20 protein-coding genes, 1 tRNA gene and 1 pseudogene are annotated in these 19487 nt (G+C 40.3%); 2 read left to right on the plus strand and 20 right to left on the minus strand.

Going from position 1 to position 19487, the window contains the following annotated elements:
• On the plus strand, positions 1–263 hold a 263-nt coding region (locus tag EKC99_RS11365; protein ID WP_163151955.1), incomplete at its 5' end, for a zinc ribbon domain-containing protein.
• Between the two features lie 137 nt (positions 264–400).
• Here EKC99_RS11365 and EKC99_RS11370 read toward each other — a convergent pair.
• The 9 genes and pseudogenes from EKC99_RS11370 to EKC99_RS11410 form a co-directional block, all read right to left on the minus strand.
• Positions 401–904 (minus strand): annotated as a pseudogene (locus EKC99_RS11370) (ABC transporter ATP-binding protein); the annotation flags it as partial.
• Between the two features lie 39 nt (positions 905–943).
• The gene (locus tag EKC99_RS11375) at positions 944–2038 is read right to left on the minus strand and encodes an SDR family oxidoreductase (RefSeq protein ID WP_163151957.1); all 1095 of its coding nucleotides are present in this window, start codon (positions 2036–2038) and stop codon (positions 944–946) included.
• A gap of 160 nt (positions 2039–2198) precedes the next feature.
• A complete protein-coding gene (locus EKC99_RS11380; protein WP_163151959.1) occupies positions 2199–3062 on the minus strand; it encodes an oxidoreductase in 864 nt (287 codons plus the stop codon).
• Positions 3063–3145: 83 nt separating this feature from the next.
• Positions 3146–4039, minus strand: coding sequence for a DMT family transporter (locus EKC99_RS11385; protein ID WP_163151961.1), 894 nt, complete (start codon positions 4037–4039; stop codon positions 3146–3148).
• A 38-nt stretch (positions 4040–4077) separates the two neighbouring features.
• Complete coding sequence (locus tag EKC99_RS11390) at positions 4078–5010, minus strand: DMT family transporter (protein ID WP_163151963.1); 933 nt, start codon at positions 5008–5010, stop codon at positions 4078–4080.
• 173 nt (positions 5011–5183) lie between these two features.
• Positions 5184–5600, minus strand: a complete 417-nt coding sequence (gene arsC / locus EKC99_RS11395; RefSeq protein ID WP_143249212.1) for an arsenate reductase (thioredoxin) — start codon at positions 5598–5600, stop codon at positions 5184–5186.
• Positions 5601–5615: 15 nt separating this feature from the next.
• Positions 5616–6914: an arsenic transporter gene (locus EKC99_RS11400; RefSeq protein ID WP_075039095.1), complete on the minus strand. Its 1299-nt coding sequence runs from the start codon at positions 6912–6914 to the stop codon at positions 5616–5618.
• 18 nt (positions 6915–6932) lie between these two features.
• Entirely contained in the window at positions 6933–7262 is a 330-nt protein-coding gene (locus EKC99_RS11405; protein ID WP_012575022.1) for an ArsR/SmtB family transcription factor, read from the minus strand.
• A 205-nt stretch (positions 7263–7467) separates the two neighbouring features.
• The gene (locus tag EKC99_RS11410; protein ID WP_009361250.1) at positions 7468–7608 is read right to left on the minus strand and encodes a YrzI family small protein; all 141 of its coding nucleotides are present in this window, start codon (positions 7606–7608) and stop codon (positions 7468–7470) included.
• Positions 7609–8065: 457 nt separating this feature from the next.
• Between EKC99_RS11410 and EKC99_RS11415 the strand changes: the two genes are divergently transcribed.
• Complete coding sequence (locus tag EKC99_RS11415) at positions 8066–8986, plus strand: CobW family GTP-binding protein (RefSeq protein ID WP_075039096.1); 921 nt, start codon at positions 8066–8068, stop codon at positions 8984–8986.
• 13 nt (positions 8987–8999) lie between these two features.
• Here EKC99_RS11415 and EKC99_RS11420 read toward each other — a convergent pair whose 3' ends face one another.
• From EKC99_RS11420 to EKC99_RS11470, 11 genes are all read right to left on the minus strand, one after another.
• The gene (locus EKC99_RS11420; protein WP_042536036.1) at positions 9000–9596 is read right to left on the minus strand and encodes a ribonuclease H1 domain-containing protein; all 597 of its coding nucleotides are present in this window, start codon (positions 9594–9596) and stop codon (positions 9000–9002) included.
• Between the two features lie 72 nt (positions 9597–9668).
• Positions 9669–9761, minus strand: a tRNA-Ser gene (locus EKC99_RS11425).
• A gap of 51 nt (positions 9762–9812) precedes the next feature.
• Positions 9813–10772, minus strand: a complete 960-nt coding sequence (locus tag EKC99_RS11430) for an MBL fold metallo-hydrolase (protein WP_042536034.1) — start codon at positions 10770–10772, stop codon at positions 9813–9815.
• 2 nt (positions 10773–10774) lie between these two features.
• The gene (locus EKC99_RS11435) at positions 10775–11407 is read right to left on the minus strand and encodes an NUDIX hydrolase (RefSeq protein WP_021095096.1); all 633 of its coding nucleotides are present in this window, start codon (positions 11405–11407) and stop codon (positions 10775–10777) included.
• Positions 11407–12387 carry an ABC transporter permease gene (locus EKC99_RS11440; protein WP_021095097.1) on the minus strand — a complete coding sequence of 327 codons (981 nt, stop codon included), beginning with the start codon at positions 12385–12387 and terminating at the stop codon, positions 11407–11409. The genes EKC99_RS11435 and EKC99_RS11440 overlap by 1 nt, the downstream gene beginning before the upstream one ends.
• Positions 12380–13291, minus strand: a complete 912-nt coding sequence (locus tag EKC99_RS11445) for an ABC transporter ATP-binding protein (RefSeq protein ID WP_163151965.1) — start codon at positions 13289–13291, stop codon at positions 12380–12382. Before EKC99_RS11445 ends, EKC99_RS11440 begins: the two co-directional genes overlap by 8 nt.
• On the minus strand, positions 13291–14082 hold the full coding sequence (locus EKC99_RS11450) for an SGNH/GDSL hydrolase family protein (protein ID WP_163151967.1): 792 nt from the start codon (positions 14080–14082) through the stop codon (positions 13291–13293). The genes EKC99_RS11445 and EKC99_RS11450 overlap by 1 nt, the downstream gene beginning before the upstream one ends.
• 99 nt (positions 14083–14181) lie before the next feature.
• Positions 14182–15543 (minus strand): type I glutamate--ammonia ligase, encoded by a 1362-nt coding sequence (gene glnA, locus EKC99_RS11455; protein ID WP_021095100.1) that lies wholly within the window; start codon positions 15541–15543, stop codon positions 14182–14184.
• Between the two features lie 421 nt (positions 15544–15964).
• Positions 15965–16165, minus strand: coding sequence for a cold-shock protein (locus tag EKC99_RS11460; protein WP_003398700.1), 201 nt, complete (start codon positions 16163–16165; stop codon positions 15965–15967).
• A 190-nt stretch (positions 16166–16355) separates the two neighbouring features.
• Positions 16356–16916 (minus strand): thioredoxin family protein, encoded by a 561-nt coding sequence (locus EKC99_RS11465; RefSeq protein ID WP_021094046.1) that lies wholly within the window; start codon positions 16914–16916, stop codon positions 16356–16358.
• An 82-nt stretch (positions 16917–16998) separates the two neighbouring features.
• Positions 16999–19464 carry a U32 family peptidase gene (locus tag EKC99_RS11470; protein WP_042536031.1) on the minus strand — a complete coding sequence of 822 codons (2466 nt, stop codon included), beginning with the start codon at positions 19462–19464 and terminating at the stop codon, positions 16999–17001.
• Between the last annotated feature and the right edge of the window lie 23 nt (positions 19465–19487).

Genomic DNA, 19487 nt, shown 5'->3' on the forward strand with positions numbered 1-19487 from the left:
TATCTTGGGCGTTTTATGATTTAAGACAAAAAATCGAGTACAAAGCACGCAAACACCAAGCCAAAGTGATTGCGGTAGACCCAACATACACGTCCCAAACGTGCCCAAAATGCGGACATACGGAGAAAGCAAACCGAAATAAGAAAACGCACACGTTTTGTTGCCAAACATGCCAATACACATCAAACGACGACCGAGTTGGTGCGATGAATCTTCAACGAAAAGGAATTGAGTACATCGTTGAAGAAACCACGAACGCATGACGTTGGTGGTTGGGTAGCCGTCAACCTGCCCTGATGCAACCCCAAGTGAAGGGATGCAACCCCAAGTGAAGGAAGGAGGATGCTGTCCGCTTGCACTTCTGGGGAGTTGCAAGCCCACGACTTTAGTCGTTGGGTAGTTGACCCAATATGAGTAGCTTTGGCTTTGCCATTAGTGCTCGAGCAATCAGTACTTTTCTTTTTTCTCCTTGCGATAAGGTGCGATACGTTTTTCCTTTTAAGTAACCGATTCGAAACACATTCATCCATTGTTCGGCTTGGTGCAAGTCTTCGTCTGTGACAGGCTCATACAGCCCAATCGAAGCAAATTTTCCGCTAACAATTACCTCTTCCACCGTTTCCGATTCTAATGTAGGTTGAAATCGCTCAAACGCGCTGCTTACAAACCCGATATGTTTGCGTAGTTCTGGTAAATTTGTTTTTCCAAATCGGTGCCCTAATACGGAAACTTCTCCTTTTGATGGGTATTCATAGCCTAATAAAATATTAAGTAGCGACGTTTTTCCTGAACCATTTAACCCGAGAATGACCCATTGTTCGTTTTCTTGCACTTTCCAATGTAGACGATCTAAAATGACGCGGCCTTCTCTAATCAAAGAAACATTTTTCATCTCAACAATCATTCCTCTTCCCCCTTCTTTACAAAACTCGCGGTTAAATGCCTAATGAATCGTCAGTTGTTTCGTTGAGTTATGCCGATGTTTCCGATAATAACGCGCCATCACCGGAATGACATCGCGGAAGTCAGGGCAAGTAATCCCTGTCTTCGCTAAAGTGTTGCGTGCATTTGTTGCGTCGTATACGGACGCACATTCGAAATATTCAAGTGCTTCTTTTTCTACGTGCAACCATTTGCGAATAAAAGAAAACGACATCGCCCATTTGGCAAGACAAAGCGGTAGTATTCCTTTCGGTTCTTTCCCGAGATATTCTGTCATCATCATCCGATAAATGTCTCTCATTTTGTACGGGTTCGGATCGGTTAAATGATACGTTTGGCCAATCGCTTCGTCCGTATGTGCCAAATAGAGCGTTGCCTCGATAATGTAGTCAACCGGAACAAAATTTCCTTGTGCCTCACCTTTTCCAAGATAAGGAATGAAAGGGAGGAACTTCAGACGCTCAAACATATTGAGCATAAAGTACAAACCATCAAATTTCATTGTTTCTCCGGTTTTTGAATGACCAACCACAATACCAGGGCGAATAATCGTCGTTGGCACGTTGTGCGCTACTTCTCGTACAGCTACTTCTGCAAGAAATTTCGTTTCTTCATAATGGTTTTTAAACGCCTGCCCTTTGTCAAGTTCATGCTCGAAAATCACCCCTTGCCGCGTTCCTGATACGTATGCCGTGCTAAAATATACATAACGCTGCAAATGTGTAAGGAAGGAAACCCATTCGTTTACTTGTTTTGTTCCCTCTACGTTGACCATTCGAGCAATGTCCTCAGGAACGGCCAAATCGTAAATAGCTGCAAGATGGAACACGTGGGTGACCGATTGTGCCAACATGTGAAGTTGTTTTTCTGAGAGAGAAAGGTTCGACTTCGTAATATCTCCTTCGACGATCTCCCATTTCGCCTGTGGAAAATGAGTGGAAGAACAAATTCTTTCTTTTTCTGCCATCGCTTTCTCTTTCATAGAAGGCAGAACCAATGTATATATTTTTTCTGGAGCCCATTTCGCAATCAGCTCCTCAAGCAACATCGACGAAATAAATCCTGGAAATCCGGTAAAAAAATAAACATTCCCCACCTCTTTCGCCTCCTGCTTAATTCTTGCTCTAAAGCGTTTTGTCAATCAATTTTCAACGATTTAAAACTCCTACTTCCAAATGTATGTTTCCTGTAGCTGCAGGTTATCAATTTTATTAAAATCATAGAATAATGATAAAGAGATTTTAATAAAGTGGTACTTATTTTTGTTTAAACGATTTCATGACAATCCATTCCCACCACTTCCACGGCAACCAGTTTTTCAGCCTTAACGTCAATGTGACCCCTCTCCCTACGGGGTAGCGCAAACGAGGAGTCGGCGATTGGACGACTTTGATTATTTGCCTAATGACTTCGTCAGGAGGTGATGCTGTTTTGGCTACTCGATTCACGTATTGCATAATGGTTTTCATTTCTTTTTCATATGGCGAACCTGAACGGACGGACACTCCTTGCAGTCCTTTCGACCAAATGTTTGTTTTGAATGACCCAGGCTCAATTAAGACGACATATACTCCGTACGGCAACATCTCTAAACGAAGCGATTCGCTAAATCCTTCGACAGCGAATTTCGAGGCGACATATGGACCCATCGCCGGAAAACCGACTCGCCCGCTAATGCTGCTAATGTTAATAATCTTACCGCTCCGTTGCGTTCGCATAATTGGCAAAACAGCTTTTGTGACGGCAACTAACCCAAAAAAGTTCGTCGCAAACTGGCGCTCCCACTCTTCAATTGTGAGTTCCTCGACAAAACCGCCAACGGCAAACCCTGCGTTGTTAACTAATACATCAATCCGTCCGTAGCGATTGATGACATCGTGCATGACCGATTCTACCGCAGCGAAATCGGTGACATCGAGAGATATGACTTCTATCCGATCGTACACGCCAGCTTCACGCGCCACTGTCGCAAGCATTTCTTTATTTTGCATGTTTCGCATCGAAGCAATGACTCGATATCCTTCGCGCGCAAGTGCAACGCTTACGAGTAGCCCAAACCCGCTCGAGGCTCCTGTCACTAGCGCCACCGACGGGGAGTTTACATTTTGATTCACAACCATCCTCCTCGCTACGATAAAGACATATGTATTGAAATTAGATAACGATAGGTAATATTCCTGCCATTTTAAAAAATCGACCCCCATCACGCACTGATGGAGGTCGATTTTTTCTTTGGCTTAAGTTCTTTTGTTGTGACAACAAGCATAGCTCCACTCAACACAATCAGTCCCCCGATCATTTGGATAGACGATATGCTTTCATGTAAAAATACCATTGATAGAAGAAACGTCACGATCGGTTCGATCATACTTAAAATCGCTGCTTTTGTCGGACCGATGATATTCATTCCCGCAAAAAACGTCAGCATCGCCAAAACGCTCGAAACGAACGATGTTCCGATAATTGGAAGCCATCCTTTTGCGTCAAATTGAAAATGTAATGTTCCCGAACCAATTCCAAAAACAAAAAAAGACAAAGCGGCAAAGAGTGCGATGTAGGCACTCGCTGTAATAGGTGGAACGTGTGCGGTCACTTGATTTCCAACGATAATGTAGATTGAGTAAACAATCGCTGCTCCAACGGCTAACGCAATACCGAGCGGCTGAATTTTTCCTTCTGGTGCCCCTAATACAAGCAACATACCTAAAAAAGAAATGAGAATTGCGATGATGATGTGCTTTGTTAGCTTTTCTTGATTAATAAAAAACGAAAAAATGGCGACAAATATTGGGTTTAAATACAGCAATAAGGCAGCAAGTGAAGATGGAATATATTTTACTGACTGAAAATAAAAAGAAGATTGCATCATATAGAAAATGCCACCTAGTAAAAATAAATACAATAAATGTGACCGCGAAACCTTCCAGTTTTTTTCTTTTAACCATAAGTACAGAAAAAAGAAGAGCGCAGCCAATGCAAAACGTAAAAACAACAAGGTCGTCACAGTGACACCGCTGTCGTATGCGTATAATGCAAAAATGGGAATAAACGCAAATCCCGTTGCCGATAACAATATAAGTCCATATCCTTTCCACATGTTCCTTACACCTCAAATGTAATCATTTTTCACGAGAATCATATGTTCGCTCCTTTTTTGATGAGGGAGAACATCGCTTTTTCTTGTTTGCTGTAAATGTTAAACAAAATACCGCTAAATACAAACGCCGCTCCAACGATATGGGTCATTGATAAATGTTCATTAAAAAAGATCGTTCCCATCACCGTAGCAGAAATAGGCATCACATTAATGAAAACCGAAGCGGTTGAAGCTCCTACTTTTTGAATACCATTATACCACCAAACGAAGCTGATAGCCGAAACGACAACAGCAACGTATAAAACGCTTAACCACACATCCCATCCACTCATTTTGACAGATGTAAAAGAAGTATAGTATAGCGCAAACGGTGCTAAAAATAACGTTCCAAAACCTGTTGCGTACGTTGTTGCCGCAAGTGGACTATATGTTTTCATTGCCACTTTTCCGATAACAGAGTATGTACTCCAGCTGAGACATGCCCCCGCTAGCACGAGATCGATCGGAGCAACACCGATTTCGATAAGTACGGACGGATGACCGTTTGTAATAATATATACAGCCCCAAATACAGCGAGCAACATACCAAATATACTTCTTCCGTTCAATTTTTCCTTCAAAAATAGTGCAGACAACAATGTAATCAATGGGGCATTGACTGCAATGACTAATGAGCTTTTAACAATTGGTGCATATTTTGTAGCTATAAAAAAGAAAATGTTGTATAAAAACACTCCCGTTAAACCGAGGAGCGCTAACACGATCCAATCTTTTTTCGTCGGAGTTGGTCTATTCGGTTCTTTCCAGTACAATAATGGGAACAAAATCAAACTAGCACCGAAAAAGCGAAAAAAAGCAACTGACACAGGATGTAAAGTCGTCGTTGCGATTTTTCCAGCAACAAAGGCACCACCCCAAATCGTAGCAGTTAAAAACAAAAGAATATACGTTTTTAAATTTTTTACTGACACAAAAACATCGCTCCCTTATTCGTAAAATATATATCGTTTAGGGTGGATAACAAGGAAAACAACAAAAACTATACTTTAATCATTTTATGCTCTTTTTTATCTGAAAACAATATATTTTCGTTATATTAAGAAAAGAAGCCAGGACGTTTCCTCCCGACTTCTTTTTTTTCCTCTTATTCTCCTGTTTCGGCAAATCGTTTAATTCGTGCACCAATTTCATCACGGACGCGTTGAAAGACGGCCCATTTTTCTTCTTCTGTTCCTTCTGCTTTTGCTGGATCGTCAAATCCCCAATGAACACGTTTGACATGCGGTGGTGTGACTGGACAATGATCAGCCGCATGTCCACATAATGTAACGACTAAATCGGCTCTGTTTAAAATCTCTTCATTGATAATGTCTGATGTTTGATTTGAAATATCGATCCCTACTTCTTTCATCGCTTTGACTGCATTTGGATTTAAACCGTGGGCCTCAATGCCAGCACTATATACTTCCCATTCATCACCGAGATATTTTTTTGCCCATCCTTCTGCCATTTGGCTACGGCAAGAGTTCCCTGTACATAAGAAATAAATTACTTTTTTCATCTCAATCGACTCCTTTTAATGAATAATAAGTAACCATATATATAACCCAACGAGAGTAACAAATAACGTTGGGATGGTTAAAATGAAACCATTTTTTAAATAAGTGCCCCACGTGATTTTTACTCCTTTTGTTGAAAGCACATGTAACCAAAGAAGTGTGGCAAGCGAACCGATCGGTGTAATTTTCGGTCCTAAGTCTGAGCCAATCACATTTGCATAAATTAGCGCTTCTCGAACGATTCCCGTCGTATTCGTATCAGCTATCGCTAGCGCATCAATCATGACGGTTGGCATATTATTCATAACAGATGATAAGATAGCTGCGATAAATCCCATGGCAATCGTCGCCATAAACAGTCCTTGATTCGCAGCCGCTTCGATCATATCAGCTAGAATGTTCGTCAATCCGACGTTACGTAATCCGTAGACAACAACATACATCCCGATCGAGAAAAAGACGACAGCCCATGGCGCCCCCTTTAATATTTGCTTCACATGTACAGCCGGACTACGTCTTCCCATCCATAAAAACAATAACGCGACAGCACCAGCAATAAACGAAACAGGGATATTTACAAATTCACCGACAAAATAACCGACTAATAAAACCGCAAGAACGATCCAAGACAATCGAAACATGCGCACGTCTTTAATCGCTTCGTATGGTTGTTTGACATGCGATAAATCATAACGTTTCGGAATGTCTTTTCGAAAATATAAGTAAAGTACCCCGATGCTCGCTGCGAGCGAGAAAAAGTTTGGCACAATCATACGCGATGCGTACTCAGCAAAACTAATATGGAAGAAGTCCGCAGAGACAATATTGACAAGATTGCTTACAATAAGTGGCAAAGATGTTGTGTCTGCAATAAATCCACTCGCTAAGATGAATGGTAATACGTTTCGTTCATCAAACTGCAATGCACGTACCATGGCTAATACAATCGGTGTTAAGATGAGTGCAGCGCCGTCGTTTGCGAAAAACGCTGCCACAAGTGCGCCGAGAATAGAGACGAATATAAACATGTTCATCCCATTTCCTTTAGCCGCACGCGCCATATGTAACGCTGCCCATTCGAAGAAGCCAATTTCATCTAAAATTAAAGAAATGATAATGATCGCAATAAAAGCAAGCGTCGCATTCCAAACAATGTTTGTTACATCTATAACATCTTGGAAATCAACGACTCCAACAAGCAACGCTAATAAGGCGCCCCCGCAGGCAGACCAACCAATGGATAAATTGCGCGGTTGCCAAATGACAAAAACGAGGGTAATAAGAAAAATCAGTGATGCAAGAATAACGGAAAGCAAAAAACCACTCCTCTCTTTTTATTCACACTGCATACGCATTCCTTTTTCCTCAAGTTGACGAATGTGCTCTTTTGGATCTGGCAAATAAGCAAAAATGCTTTGCATCATTGGATAAAACTCATGTTTTTTATTTAGTGAATAAAATACCCACTGCGCTTTTTTTGATTCTTTTACTAAACCGTTGTCTTTTAATTTTCGTAAATGTTGACTAATGGCTGGCTGGCTCATTTGTAACATGTCAACAAGCTCACATACACAGCAGTCTGTTTCGTTCAATATACTGATAATCATCAGTCTAGTCTTATCGCCTAGTAACTTTAACATATTTGCAACTTCTTCGTGATACATATACCTCCCTCCTTCATCCGTTAATCATTATATAATCATATACTTATATGAACAAGTAAAGATTTTGTAAAGAAAAAAGAGCTGATCTATAAGATCAACTCTTGTCGCGTAAAACTAATCGTCATCTACCGTCCAAGTCACATTTGTTTTCGAGCGTTGCTGTTCCATTTTTCATTCCCCCTTCAACATGTATTTGTTTTCCAAATTAAAACAATTGATACATTGAACATTTTCGATCCATCATCTCTTCTTCAAGTTGATGAATGAGCTGTTCTTGCTTTATTTCTTCAGCCGTCCATATTCGTCGTTGAATAGAAATCGTTAAGAAAAATAAATGAAACTTCATCGCTTGCTCACCTCCTTTCAATAAAAAATCCGCAAGAGAAGATCCCTTTGCGGATTGAAAATAAAAGCCGCAAGGAACAGTACCTTCCTTGCGGCATGTGAGCGCTTATGAAAAGATCAATGATCTTCACACGGGAAGGTTGGACCAGTCTTTCTTTGTTCGATGTTCGATTGTGCAATATGCTACTGTCATTGTCGTCATGGTCCTTCCCTCCTTTTCAAATGATTGGATATAGTAAATTATATACATGATAAGATAAGTTTGTAAATAGATGATAAAAATTTTTCCAAAAAGATTACAAAGATATGTATATGAAAGAAAACAAAAGGTATGCAAGGACAGATGCATCATTTTTTCTCTTCTAAGCAAATTGCCCATCGATGCACGATATATTTTTCTTGTGCTATGTATTACTTTTGACTATGATCAAAAAAGAACATGTAGAAAGGAGAACTTTATGAAACATACAGACATATACATCTTATCTGGATTTCTCGGAAGTGGTAAAACGACATTATTAAAGCGACTACTACAAAATGAAAAAGAGCGTGGACGGAAAGTGGCTGTGGTAATGAATGAAATCGGTCAAGTATCTATTGATTCGCATGCCGTTTCAGAAGATGCTGTGTTAAGCGAATTATTAAGCGGCTGTGTATGTTGCACCATTCAAGATCAATTTGAAGTAGAACTTCATTCACTTCTTCAACAACATGAGTTAGACGTCATTTATGTTGAAACGACAGGGGTAGCTCATCCTGTTGAAGTGCTCGATGCGTGTATGTCGCCATTGTTTGCTGATCGCATTCAAATGGGAGGCATTATTACGACAATCGACGCAACACGTTGGGTGAATCGTCAACAACTCTCCATTCCTCTGCAAATGTTGTTAAAAGAACAAGTTCGTCACGCGGATGTATTAATTGTCAATAAGACAGATATATTACGTCCAGATGAACAAGCGAAATTATCGTTTGAGTTACAAACGATCAACAGCGAAGCGCGCACAATTTTCACAACGTTTTCTAATGTACGAATCGAAGATATTCATTTGTTATCGAAGCGGATGAGAAACGAGCATGAGCGAATGAACATCGAAAGACTACGCATTCAAACATACGTACATACATTTGCAAGCCCAATTGACTTAGACGTGTTCGAACACTGGGTACGACAACTTCCTGATACTATTTACCGCATGAAAGGATTTTTACGTTTTACTCATACAAGTGGAGTTTACTCCTTTCAGTATGCATACGGTACACCGCTCTATATGAAAGAGGAAATGAATGTCCCGTTACATTTTGTTATCATCGGTGAACAATTGGATAAACAAAAACTAAAACAACAACTCGATGACATGCAAAAAGGAGAAGGTTAATATCCCTCTCCTTTCACTTTCGTCCGAAATCTGCTTTAATTTCTCCCCATTGCTCGGTTTCCCATTTCATAATTTCATTTGTATAATGGTGCGTGCGCAACCACGCTTCAGCACGCTCAACAAGTTGCCAGACACGTTCTGTTTCAGCGTTGCGAACGAGCGTTGTATTCGCCTTTTTTCCTTTTACCCATTTGATAGCTGTTGCCGAATCAGAATAAATCGGCAAACTTTTGTTTTGTTGTTGTAACCATGCTAATGCGTGAACAATGGCTAAAAACTCCCCAATGTTATTTGTTCCGATCATCGGCCCAACATGAAACAACTCTTTCCCTGTTTTCGTATGTACTCCTCGATACTCCATCCATCCTGGATTTCCGCTACATGCCGCATCTACGCAAATGCTTTCCTCTACATAGTTTGTTGCATGCGCTTTATTTTTTTTCGTTCGGTTTACAAACGGACTAGACGCAAATGCTTGTTCTGCTTCTTCTTTCGATGGAAATGAGCGATATTTCGCCCCCGGAACGCCAATAACGTACGGTTTACACTCGTCCCAAGAAGAAAAAATGCCTGTTTTCGCCCCTTCCCAAACGACATAATATTTTTTCAAATTGTCACATCCTCGCAATTGAAATAAAGAAACAAAGTTGAAGATCACAAAGAAGGAATAAAAGAGGAGATATGGCGGAGGAGGGGGGATTCGAACCCCCGCGGGCTTTGACACCCCTATCGGTTTTCGAGACCGACCCCTTCAGCCGGACTTGGGTACTCCTCCGTATGAGTGGGGTGCCAAAGAAATTATAGCGAAAACATGATTTGTCGTCAATTACCTTTTTTGTTTTTCTATATAGTCAACAAGACCCATTGCACACACTTGTAAGTCGAGCTGAAGTATTTTATATACATCGGCATCATCAGGTACTTGCTGTTTGCGCAAAAATGTTTGGATATGATCAAATAAACGATTGGACACAGCCTCTGTTTTTTCTGTAAAAGATAGATTCATTTGTTCATTTACAACATCATAACCGATTTGCACAAAGAGCGGTAACCAGTAATGAAGTTGATTCCAAACTACTTGTGTATGTGTTGACATACCAAAATGGCCAAAATATATACGATCTGGACGTAACGTCATAAATCTTTCAATCGATGTGCGCATCGCTTCGGGATCAAATTGATTTGGCGATGTAGACGGCAGGTATAACTCAACACCGTACGAAAGCAATTGAGGGTAAAAGACACCGGCTGTATCACCTGTAAAAATGCCGTTACTTGTTTGATCATAAATAGAGAAATGGTGATTCGCATGCCCCGGTGTATGAAGAAACGTTAGTGTACGATTTTTTCCAATTTGTAACGTTTCTCCATCTTCTTTTACAATTAATCGGTCTTCAGGAATTGGAACAATCGGGTCAAATAAAGCGTCAAACGATTGGCCATAAACGGCTTTTGCCCCTGCAATGAGACGAGACGGGTCAGCTAAATGGCGCATGCCTTTTGGATGAACGAATACGCGAGCATTTGGACAATGTTGTAGTAACATCCCCGCCCCACCAGCATGATCTAAATGAATATGTGTAACGATAATGTTTTTTACGTCGTGTAAATCAATAGAGATTGCTTCTAGTCCTTTAAGTAAATGCGGGATAGAAGGGCTCGCACTTGTTTCGATAATCGTCACTTCTTCTTCATGAAAAACATATGCTCCTGTTCGCTGGGCAGTTTGTAGATCATATAAATCAATAAGTGAAATGCCAAATCCTAAATCAACAGGTTGTCCCATACTCATTCTCCCCTCATCTGTTCAATAAGTCTAACGAAATGATACACAATTTTTGCGGTTAATCCCCAAATGACTTTGTCTTTGTAGTAATAAAAATGTTCTTCGATTTGCCTTGGTCGCCAATTATACTGTCTTCCTCCAGGAATATCGTCAAATGGGAAATCGTCTTCGGGCTTTGGTTCGAATTGAACACGATATATTTTTGGTTTCGTTTCAATAAAAAAAGATAACGGGACGGTAAATACATCTTCCACTTCTTTTTTATTGATTTGCATGTGTGCGTTATTCACAAATGCAACAAACGGATAAATGACCATACCAAACGGTGAAAGCACATAATCAAGTGGAACGACATGTGTAATATGTTCTTTTTCAATCCCCAACTCTTCACATGTTTCCCGAATGGCTGTTTCTTGTGGACTTTGATCACACGGATCCATTTTTCCACCCGGAAAACAAATTTCACCTGGCTGTCGACGCAATTGAAATGAACGCACTTCAAATAAGACAAATGTATCATCGTGTTGACGGATGAGTGGAAGAAGAACAGCATATGTAGCGTATTTGTCGAAATCCATAACCGTTGGTGTTCGGTGTCGTAATGCATCCATGACCGTATAAATCTTTTTTTTCATTAGTAAACATCCCTTTTCGTAAATACATAAAAAGAAACGATCAGTGCACCAAGCGCCCAAACGGCGAGCACAGTCATTGAAAAGGAAAGTGTCATCCCATCAATCGGTGGCGCCGTTCCACTAACATAACTTGTGAGTCGTAAATTTACCATAAATAAATATTTCGCAGACTCCCACGATGATACCATGCTTGATAAAATCGCACCTGAAATAAGGGCAGCAAGCATAATTCCCATCACCGCGGCTGTACTACGTATTAATACGGACAACATAAACGTAAGCGTACCGACGACGAGCGAAACAAAAAAAGCAAGCCCGAATTCAATAAGTAAGTATTTCCATTGCGGAATAAGATGAACAGCTGTTGTATTTAGTTCTTCACCTTGAACCGAAAATCCTGTTAAAAGCGGCAAATTCCATCCACCATATCCAAATACAATGCCAGAGATAGCGTATGATAATAGAGCGACAGAAAATACGATAAACGACGTAGATAAAATCATCGCTATATATTTGCTCATTAAAACTTTCCATCGTTTCACAGGACGTGTCAACAACAGCTTGATTGTTCCTCCACTTGCCTCTGATGAAACGAGATCAGCTGCAATGACCATAACGAGAAGCGGTAAAAATAACTCAATGGAGTTTTCAATAAACATGCGCATAAATGTTGGAGCACCCGGTGCCATCGGATTAATATCGTTGTCTAAATAATATTGTTGTTGCTGTAAACGGATTTTAAGAAACTTTTTCCATTCCTCAGAAATGCCTGTTGAGTTTAATCGGTTTTGTGTGTCGATGATTTGTTGTTGTAGCTGTGTGCGCCAATCTGTCGTTCCGATCCGTTCTCGAATCGTTTCGATTTGTTTAAATTGCGCGTATGTAAATAAGCTAACGAGAACAGCAACGATCGCTGCGATAATAAACAAGCGTTTTTTACGAACAATTTTTAACATTTCATTGTATACAAGATTAATCAATCGTTTCCCCTCCCGTTAATTCAATAAATAAGTCTTCTAGTGTTGGAAGTTTGCGTTCAATTCCACTGACATATATCCCTGCTTCAATTAAACGAGCATTGCAACGCGCAATCGTTTCGTTTGATTCATACATTGTCACGAGCGCTCCATCTTTTTCACCAAGCACAGTCGTTTCATTTTGTAGTATTTGTTTTGCTTTATCTACCGGATCAACGCTCCAATATGTCCGAGCTTGTTCTTGTAGCAAATGTTCGACCGTATCAATACGAATAATCTCTCCTTTAGACATAATCGCCACACGGTCACACATGAGTTGTATTTCACTCAATAAATGCGATGAGACGAGCACACTTAACTGTTCTTTTTCAGCAAGCGAGCGAATAAACTGTCTCATTTCACGAATGCCGACAGGATCTAAACCGTTTGTTGGTTCGTCTAAAATAAGCACCGTCGGTTTTCCAAGTAGCGCTTGCGCAATACCGAGGCGTTGACGCATGCCGAGTGAATACGTACGAACAAGATCATGGATCCGATTTTGTAGACCGACGAGTTCAACCACTTCTTGAATGCGATGAGCTGTAATTCCTGGAACCATTCGTGCGAAGTGTTCAAGATTTTCCCAACCGCTTAAATACGGATAAAGTTCAGGGTTTTCAACGATACACCCTATATGTTGGATCGCTTTTGTAAATTGTTTTTGTAAATCATAGCCGCAAATTGAAATCGTTCCAGATGTCGGTCGAATTAATCCGACGAGCATGCGAATAGTCGTTGTTTTTCCTGCGCCGTTTGGACCTAAGAAGCCGAACACTTCCCCTTTTTTTAACGAAAACGAAAGTCCTTTAATAATTTCTTTTTTTCCGATTGTTTTTCGTACATGTTGTACAACTAACGTTTCTTCCATTATTCTTCTCCTTTCGTGAACGTAATAAGTGAGGCAACACGTTCACCGATTCGTTTATATCCTTCTTTATTAGGATGGAATTTATCTGTATATAAATAGTCGTTTACTTGTAGTTCAAACAAATCATATGTCGGAACACAAATGATGAATTGATAGTCCGCTGCTACTTCAGATGCCACATAATTCCAACTACGTACAACGGCAGATGTTTCTTTCCCATTATCTAAATCATTGAACGGATTATATAAAGCAATGTAAAATACGGGCGCTTCGTTGTTTACTGTGCGAACAAGCTGAAAAATTGTACGTAGCTGTTGGGCAAATTTCTCTTTTTCTTTTTCTAATTGCGTAGTGGATAAGTCTCTCAATGCTTCGCCACCGCGAAATAAGTCGTTTCCTCCAATCGTCATTAAAATGATGTCGGCTTCTTTTAATTGACGTTGCACTTCTTTTTGTTTGAGTTGGCCAATCAATTGTGCAGATCGTTGTCCTTTAATAGCTAAATTGGTGAATTGGACATGTTGATTTGTCCGTTTTTTTAGTTCATCTACAACATAGCCAACATATCCTTTTCCTGTTTCATCTCCCGTCCCGCGCGTTAATGAATCGCCAAGTGCGACAATGGAAAGCGCATCGTTTTTCTTTGTGTTTGACGTTGTTTGCTTTGGTTGTTTTACTGAGGAAGCTTCGTAAAAAAATTGGTCTTGAATAGTGACGATTAAGCCGATAGCCCATAGCAATGTTGTTGCAGCACAAATCGCCACAATCATCCCGATGATTCGTTTAGACACAATACCACCCTTTCGTTATGTTCTATGTATCATCATAAACGATTTGTTGTTTAAACACATAATGAAAACATGCAAAAAAGCGAGCACAATCGCTCGCTTTTAAAATTTTGCTTGATAATGTTCAATTTCCCAAGCATGAACAGCTGTTCGATAGCTATCCCATTCGTTCTTTTTCATTGCGATATACTCGTTAAATACATGGTCGCCTAATGTATGACGTCCAATCGTTCCATTTTCTAATTCTTCAATCGCTTTCCCTAAACTACCTGGAAGGTTTTCGATACGAAGCTCTTTACGACGTTCATTCGTCATATGGAAAATATCTTCGTCGATTGGTGCTGGGCAAGTGAGCTCTTTTTCTACTCCATCAAGCCCTGCCTCAGCAATAACTGCAAACGCTAAATACGGATTAGCAGATGGATCTGGACAACGAAGTTCAACGCGTGTTGCTAATCCTCGTTTTGCAGGGATGCGAATTAATGCGGAGCGGTTTGATGCCGACCACGCAATATAACAAGGCGCTTCATATCCTGGGACGAGACGTTTATATGAGTTTACTAATGGATTCGTAATGGCTGCGAAACTTTTTACGTTGTGCAATAAACCAGCAATAAATTGATATGCCGTTTCAGATAATTGATTGTCATCCGATGGATCAAAAAACGCATTTTCTCCATCTTTAAATAGCGAAATGTTTACGTGCATACCTGAACCGTTAATACCGAAAATCGGCTTTGGCATAAATGTGGCATGCAATCCGTATTTTTTAGCAATCGTTTTTACAACCCATTTATATGTTGTTGCATTATCAGCGGAACTAAGCGCATCCGCATATTTAAAGTTAATTTCATGTTGACCTTCAGCCACTTCATGATGCGAAGCCTCAATCGTAAATCCCATTGCTTTTAATGCACGATAAATGTCTAAGCGAACTCGTTCACCGAGATCTTTTGGTGATGGCTCAAAATAGCCACCGTTATCTTGAGGTGTTGTTGTCGGATTTCCATTTTCATCTGTTTTAAACAAGAAAAACTCTAATTCAGGACCAACGGAGATCGTATATCCTTTTTGTTTCGCTCGTTCAACTGTTTTTTTCAATACGTTACGTGGATCGCCATCAAATAACGTTCCGTCTGGATTCATCACAGAGCAAAGAAAACGTGCTTCTGCATACCCCGCTTCTACTGTCCATGGTAGTACTGCAAATGTTTGTAAATCAGGAAGTAAATATAAGTCTGAGCGATTGATTGGCGAAAAACCTTTGATAGAAGATCCATCAAACATTATTTTTCCTTCTACTACATCATCTAGTTGTTCCGCTGTCACTGTGACGTGCTTTAAAACACCTTCAATATCAACAAATTGTAAATGTAATAGTTCAACATGTTTTTGTTTGATGATTTCTTTAATTTGTTCAAGCGTCGAAGTGTTTGTTTGTTCAGAGACGAGTAGTTCACTCATGTCACATTACCTCACATTCTTATGTATATTTTTATAACATGAGTTTATTATATGGAATCATTCATCATTTTTCAATAGTTTTTTATCAAATTTTCTGTATTTTTATTAAGAAAAGCGCAAAGCGCCGCCTATCGGCGAAGAGCGCACAAGCCCCACCGAGGAGGCTGTCGCCGCCGCAGTGTGGGGCGGAGCGACTCGAGCCGATGGCGCTTGGAGCTAGACATCAATTCAAAATTTTATACTTTCTTATCTTTTTTAAAAAAAAACACACTCTTGATATGAGCGTGTTGAACAAACAAAAACGACGGAAACCCTACCTCTCTTCCGTCCTTGCAGCTCCGAAGCTGCGCCAGTGAGAATTTGTTTCGTTGCATATAAAAACGGGATCTCACGAAAAGCGAGATCCCGTACGTTTGACTATTTATGCTTTTTGGACGTTTGCCGCTTGCGGCCCACGGTTGCCATTCACGATGTCAAATGTTACTTTTTCGCCTTCTTCCAACGTTTTGAATCCAGTACCTTGGATCGCTGTGAAGTGAACGAATACGTCTGTACCTCCGTCCGTCTCAATGAATCCAAAACCTTTTTCTGCGTTAAACCATTTTACTTTACCTGTGTTCATGTGAAATTCCTCCAAAACAATTTTAAAAATTGACCACCGTTTCATTACTCATAAAACAAAAGCTACACTTTCGTCAAGTCCTTATAAGATGAACCTGACAAAGGTGCAGCTTATAACGATCATTGATATAACGAACGAAATGGTACTTCTTAAGTATATAGGCTTGAAATAAAAATGTCAAATGTTTTTTTTATTTTTCTTTCCATTTGATGCTGCAACCGATGCTTGGCTTCTGTTCTTTCGGAACAGGTTTCCCTAAAAGCAATGCATCTAAAGCTGTACGAATAGAAGATCCAGTCACTGGGATTCCGTTACTTGGTCGTGAATCATCGAGTTGACCACGGTAAACACATTGTAATGCACCGTTGAATATGTAAAAGTCTGGCGTGCATGCAGCTTGATATGCTTTTGCTACTTCTTGTGTTTCGTCAAATAAGTATGGAAACGGATATCCAAATTGTTCAGCTACCTCTTTCATTTTTTCTGGCGAATCGTCTGGATATTTTTCTACATCATTCGAATTAATGGCAATAAATGAAATCCCTTTTGGTAGATAATCGTTGGCGAGACGGACAAGCTCCCCTTGAACATGTTTAACAAATGGGCAATGATTGCAAATGAACATGATTACTGTTGCAATGTCTGATTTGACGTCTTCTAACCGAACGATTTGTCCATTGACCACGTTGACAAGTTCAAACGATGGAGCTTTCTCTCCTAGTGGAAACATATTTGATTCAACAGCTGGCATACAAATCACCCTTTCTTTTTTCGTTCATTTACTATTATAGCAAAATGTACAAATAACAAAAAATAAGCGAGCTTGAGCCCGCTTATTTTTTGATGAGTTGTCCTCGTGTCACGCCGAGTTGATTAATGGCTTTTAACGTGCGCCATACGCTTGTTCCGCTCCGTTTGCCTTCGAGCGCTTCGCGATATAATGTGATGACTTCTTCTACTTTTTTCGCTGACTCTTCCAAAAACTCGACACGATACGAGCGAACACCAAGGGATAAAAAGTGTGGAATATATTCTGCCCCAGATTGTTCAATGGCATTGTACACTGTATTTCGGCAGCCGATATCCACACGAACAGGATGAAGCATGCCAATACGGTCACGCAACGATACACGATGTTTTTCGCATGGACGTCCACAGTTCGTAAAATCGGTTCCTTCACTTAAAAATGTACAGTATACACAATGTTCAGTGTGAAACATCGGTAAATGTTGGTGAATAACCATTTCGATATGTTCTGTTGGTGCTGCTTCAAGTAAATCAATCATTTGTTGAATATTTAAATCGTATGAAGGGGTGATTCGATCGAGCCCTCGAGATAAAAACAACTGTGCAGCCAGATGGTTTGAGATGTTAAGCGAAAAATCTCCGATTAACGTTTGTTCTATTGATTGATTCGTATAATACTGCACCGCTCCTAAACTACGAACTAAAATGGCATCTGGCTCAGCTTTTAAAATCCCTCTTAAAATTCCATTTTCCCCAGGCATATGAATGCGCGGGGTAGCTAAAGCGATCGGTTTGTTTGTTGTTCGTGCAATCTGCACAGCTTTCGGATAATCGGTTGTAAATTCGAAATCGGCATACACCATGTCTACATCTGTATGACATGCCGCTTCGACTTGTTCGAGCGTACGACAAAGCGCCATTAAAGAAGGGTTCTCTGCTCGTTGTTTTTGTCGGTAAGAAGATGTTAAATCAACGGCTTGCTTGATGTATAGCCGCGGACGTTGTCGTTTTTCAATAAGCTGTTCCACGGCTTGTCTTCTTATTCGGTTTAATTCTTTAACCGGAAGAATAACATTGTCTGTCATATGCATATAAACGTCTTTTAATTCAAAAATCGTTCCGCCTAATCTCCCGAATTGCTCTTTTATAAAATCTAATGTGAGCGGTCGCTTTTGTGCAACATCTAACATTTGCTCAGATTGAACGATTACTTCATTGCCTGTCGTTTCATCGCGCCATGTTGAAATGAGCGGTTTTCCTGCTTCACCGTACACATGCACAGTTAGCGGAAACAACTGATATGGTCGCTCGGTTTCAAATGTTTTACGCAAACGACGATCAAGCTCTTGGTCGCTCGTTTTCCAAATGCGATTTCCTACACGCACGCGCGTTAAATTGACGTCATGTCGGCCAGGGACAATTTCAACAAGACCTTTTTCCACTTCCCCTTCCACTTTTTTTCCGTGTTTTCGTAAATCGTATACGCGGCCGCCTTCTTCTTTTTCTTCTGGACGTCCTGCATCAAATACGATGCCATCCCCACGTTTTAACGGAGCTTGCAGTTCGCATAAAACACCGTCTTTTAATACTTTTTTGACCGTTCCAAGAAATACACCACGGCTTTTCGGAAACGTTCCATCAACAAGCTGTTTGTTGTTCGTTCCTTTTAAAAAGCCATGTGTAAATCCTCGACTAAAGCTTTGTTGTAGTTCACGTATTTCCTCTGTTGAAGGAGTATAATGGCGTCCTGCTAAATATTCATCAATAGCTTTTCGGTATTTGCTGACAACATTTGCTACATATTCTGGTGACTTTAATCGCCCTTCGATTTTAAACGTGCTTACCCCTGCTTCGATAAGTTCTGGAACGAGATCAAGAGCAGCTAAGTCTTTTGGTGAAAGTAAATAAGCGACGTTTCCCATTTCTTTTTGCTCGCCATCAACGATTAAATCGTATGGAAGGCGACAAGCTTGGGCGCATTCTCCACGATTGGCTGAACGCCCACCCCACATTTCTGACGTCAAACATTGCCCAGAATATGATACACAAAGTGCTCCGTGAACAAATACTTCTAAAGGAACGTTCGTTTTCTCAGCAATTTTTTGAATGTGTGTTAAATTATTTTCGCGACCAAGTACAACGACTTCTAAGTGGTAAGGATTTAGAAATTCAACAGCTTCTGGAGATGTAACAGTCATTTGTGTTGATCCGTGAATCGGAAAATCAGGCGACAAATCGCGGATGAGTTTAACAAGTCCTAAATCTTGGACGATCAGTGCATCTACTCCTGCATCTATACATGCTTCAACGAGCTGCTTTGCTTCTTCTAGCTCATTTTCAAACACTAAAATATTAAAAGTAACATATCCACGCACATTGTATTTATGCAAATAAGCCATCACATCTTTTAATTCTTCCATACGAAAGTTTTTCGCCCGTACACGTGCATTATATTTATCCACACCAAAATAAACTGCGTCTGCTCCATTGGCAACAGCAGCACGAAGACAATCCCAATCTCCCGCTGGCGCTAACAGTTCAATTTTTCTCACAGCTAGTCAACCTCTCTATTTTT

Source organism: Anoxybacillus sp. MB8 (genome assembly GCF_011006755.1).
Classification (GTDB): Bacteria; Bacillota; Bacilli; order Bacillales; family Anoxybacillaceae; genus Anoxybacillus; species Anoxybacillus gonensis.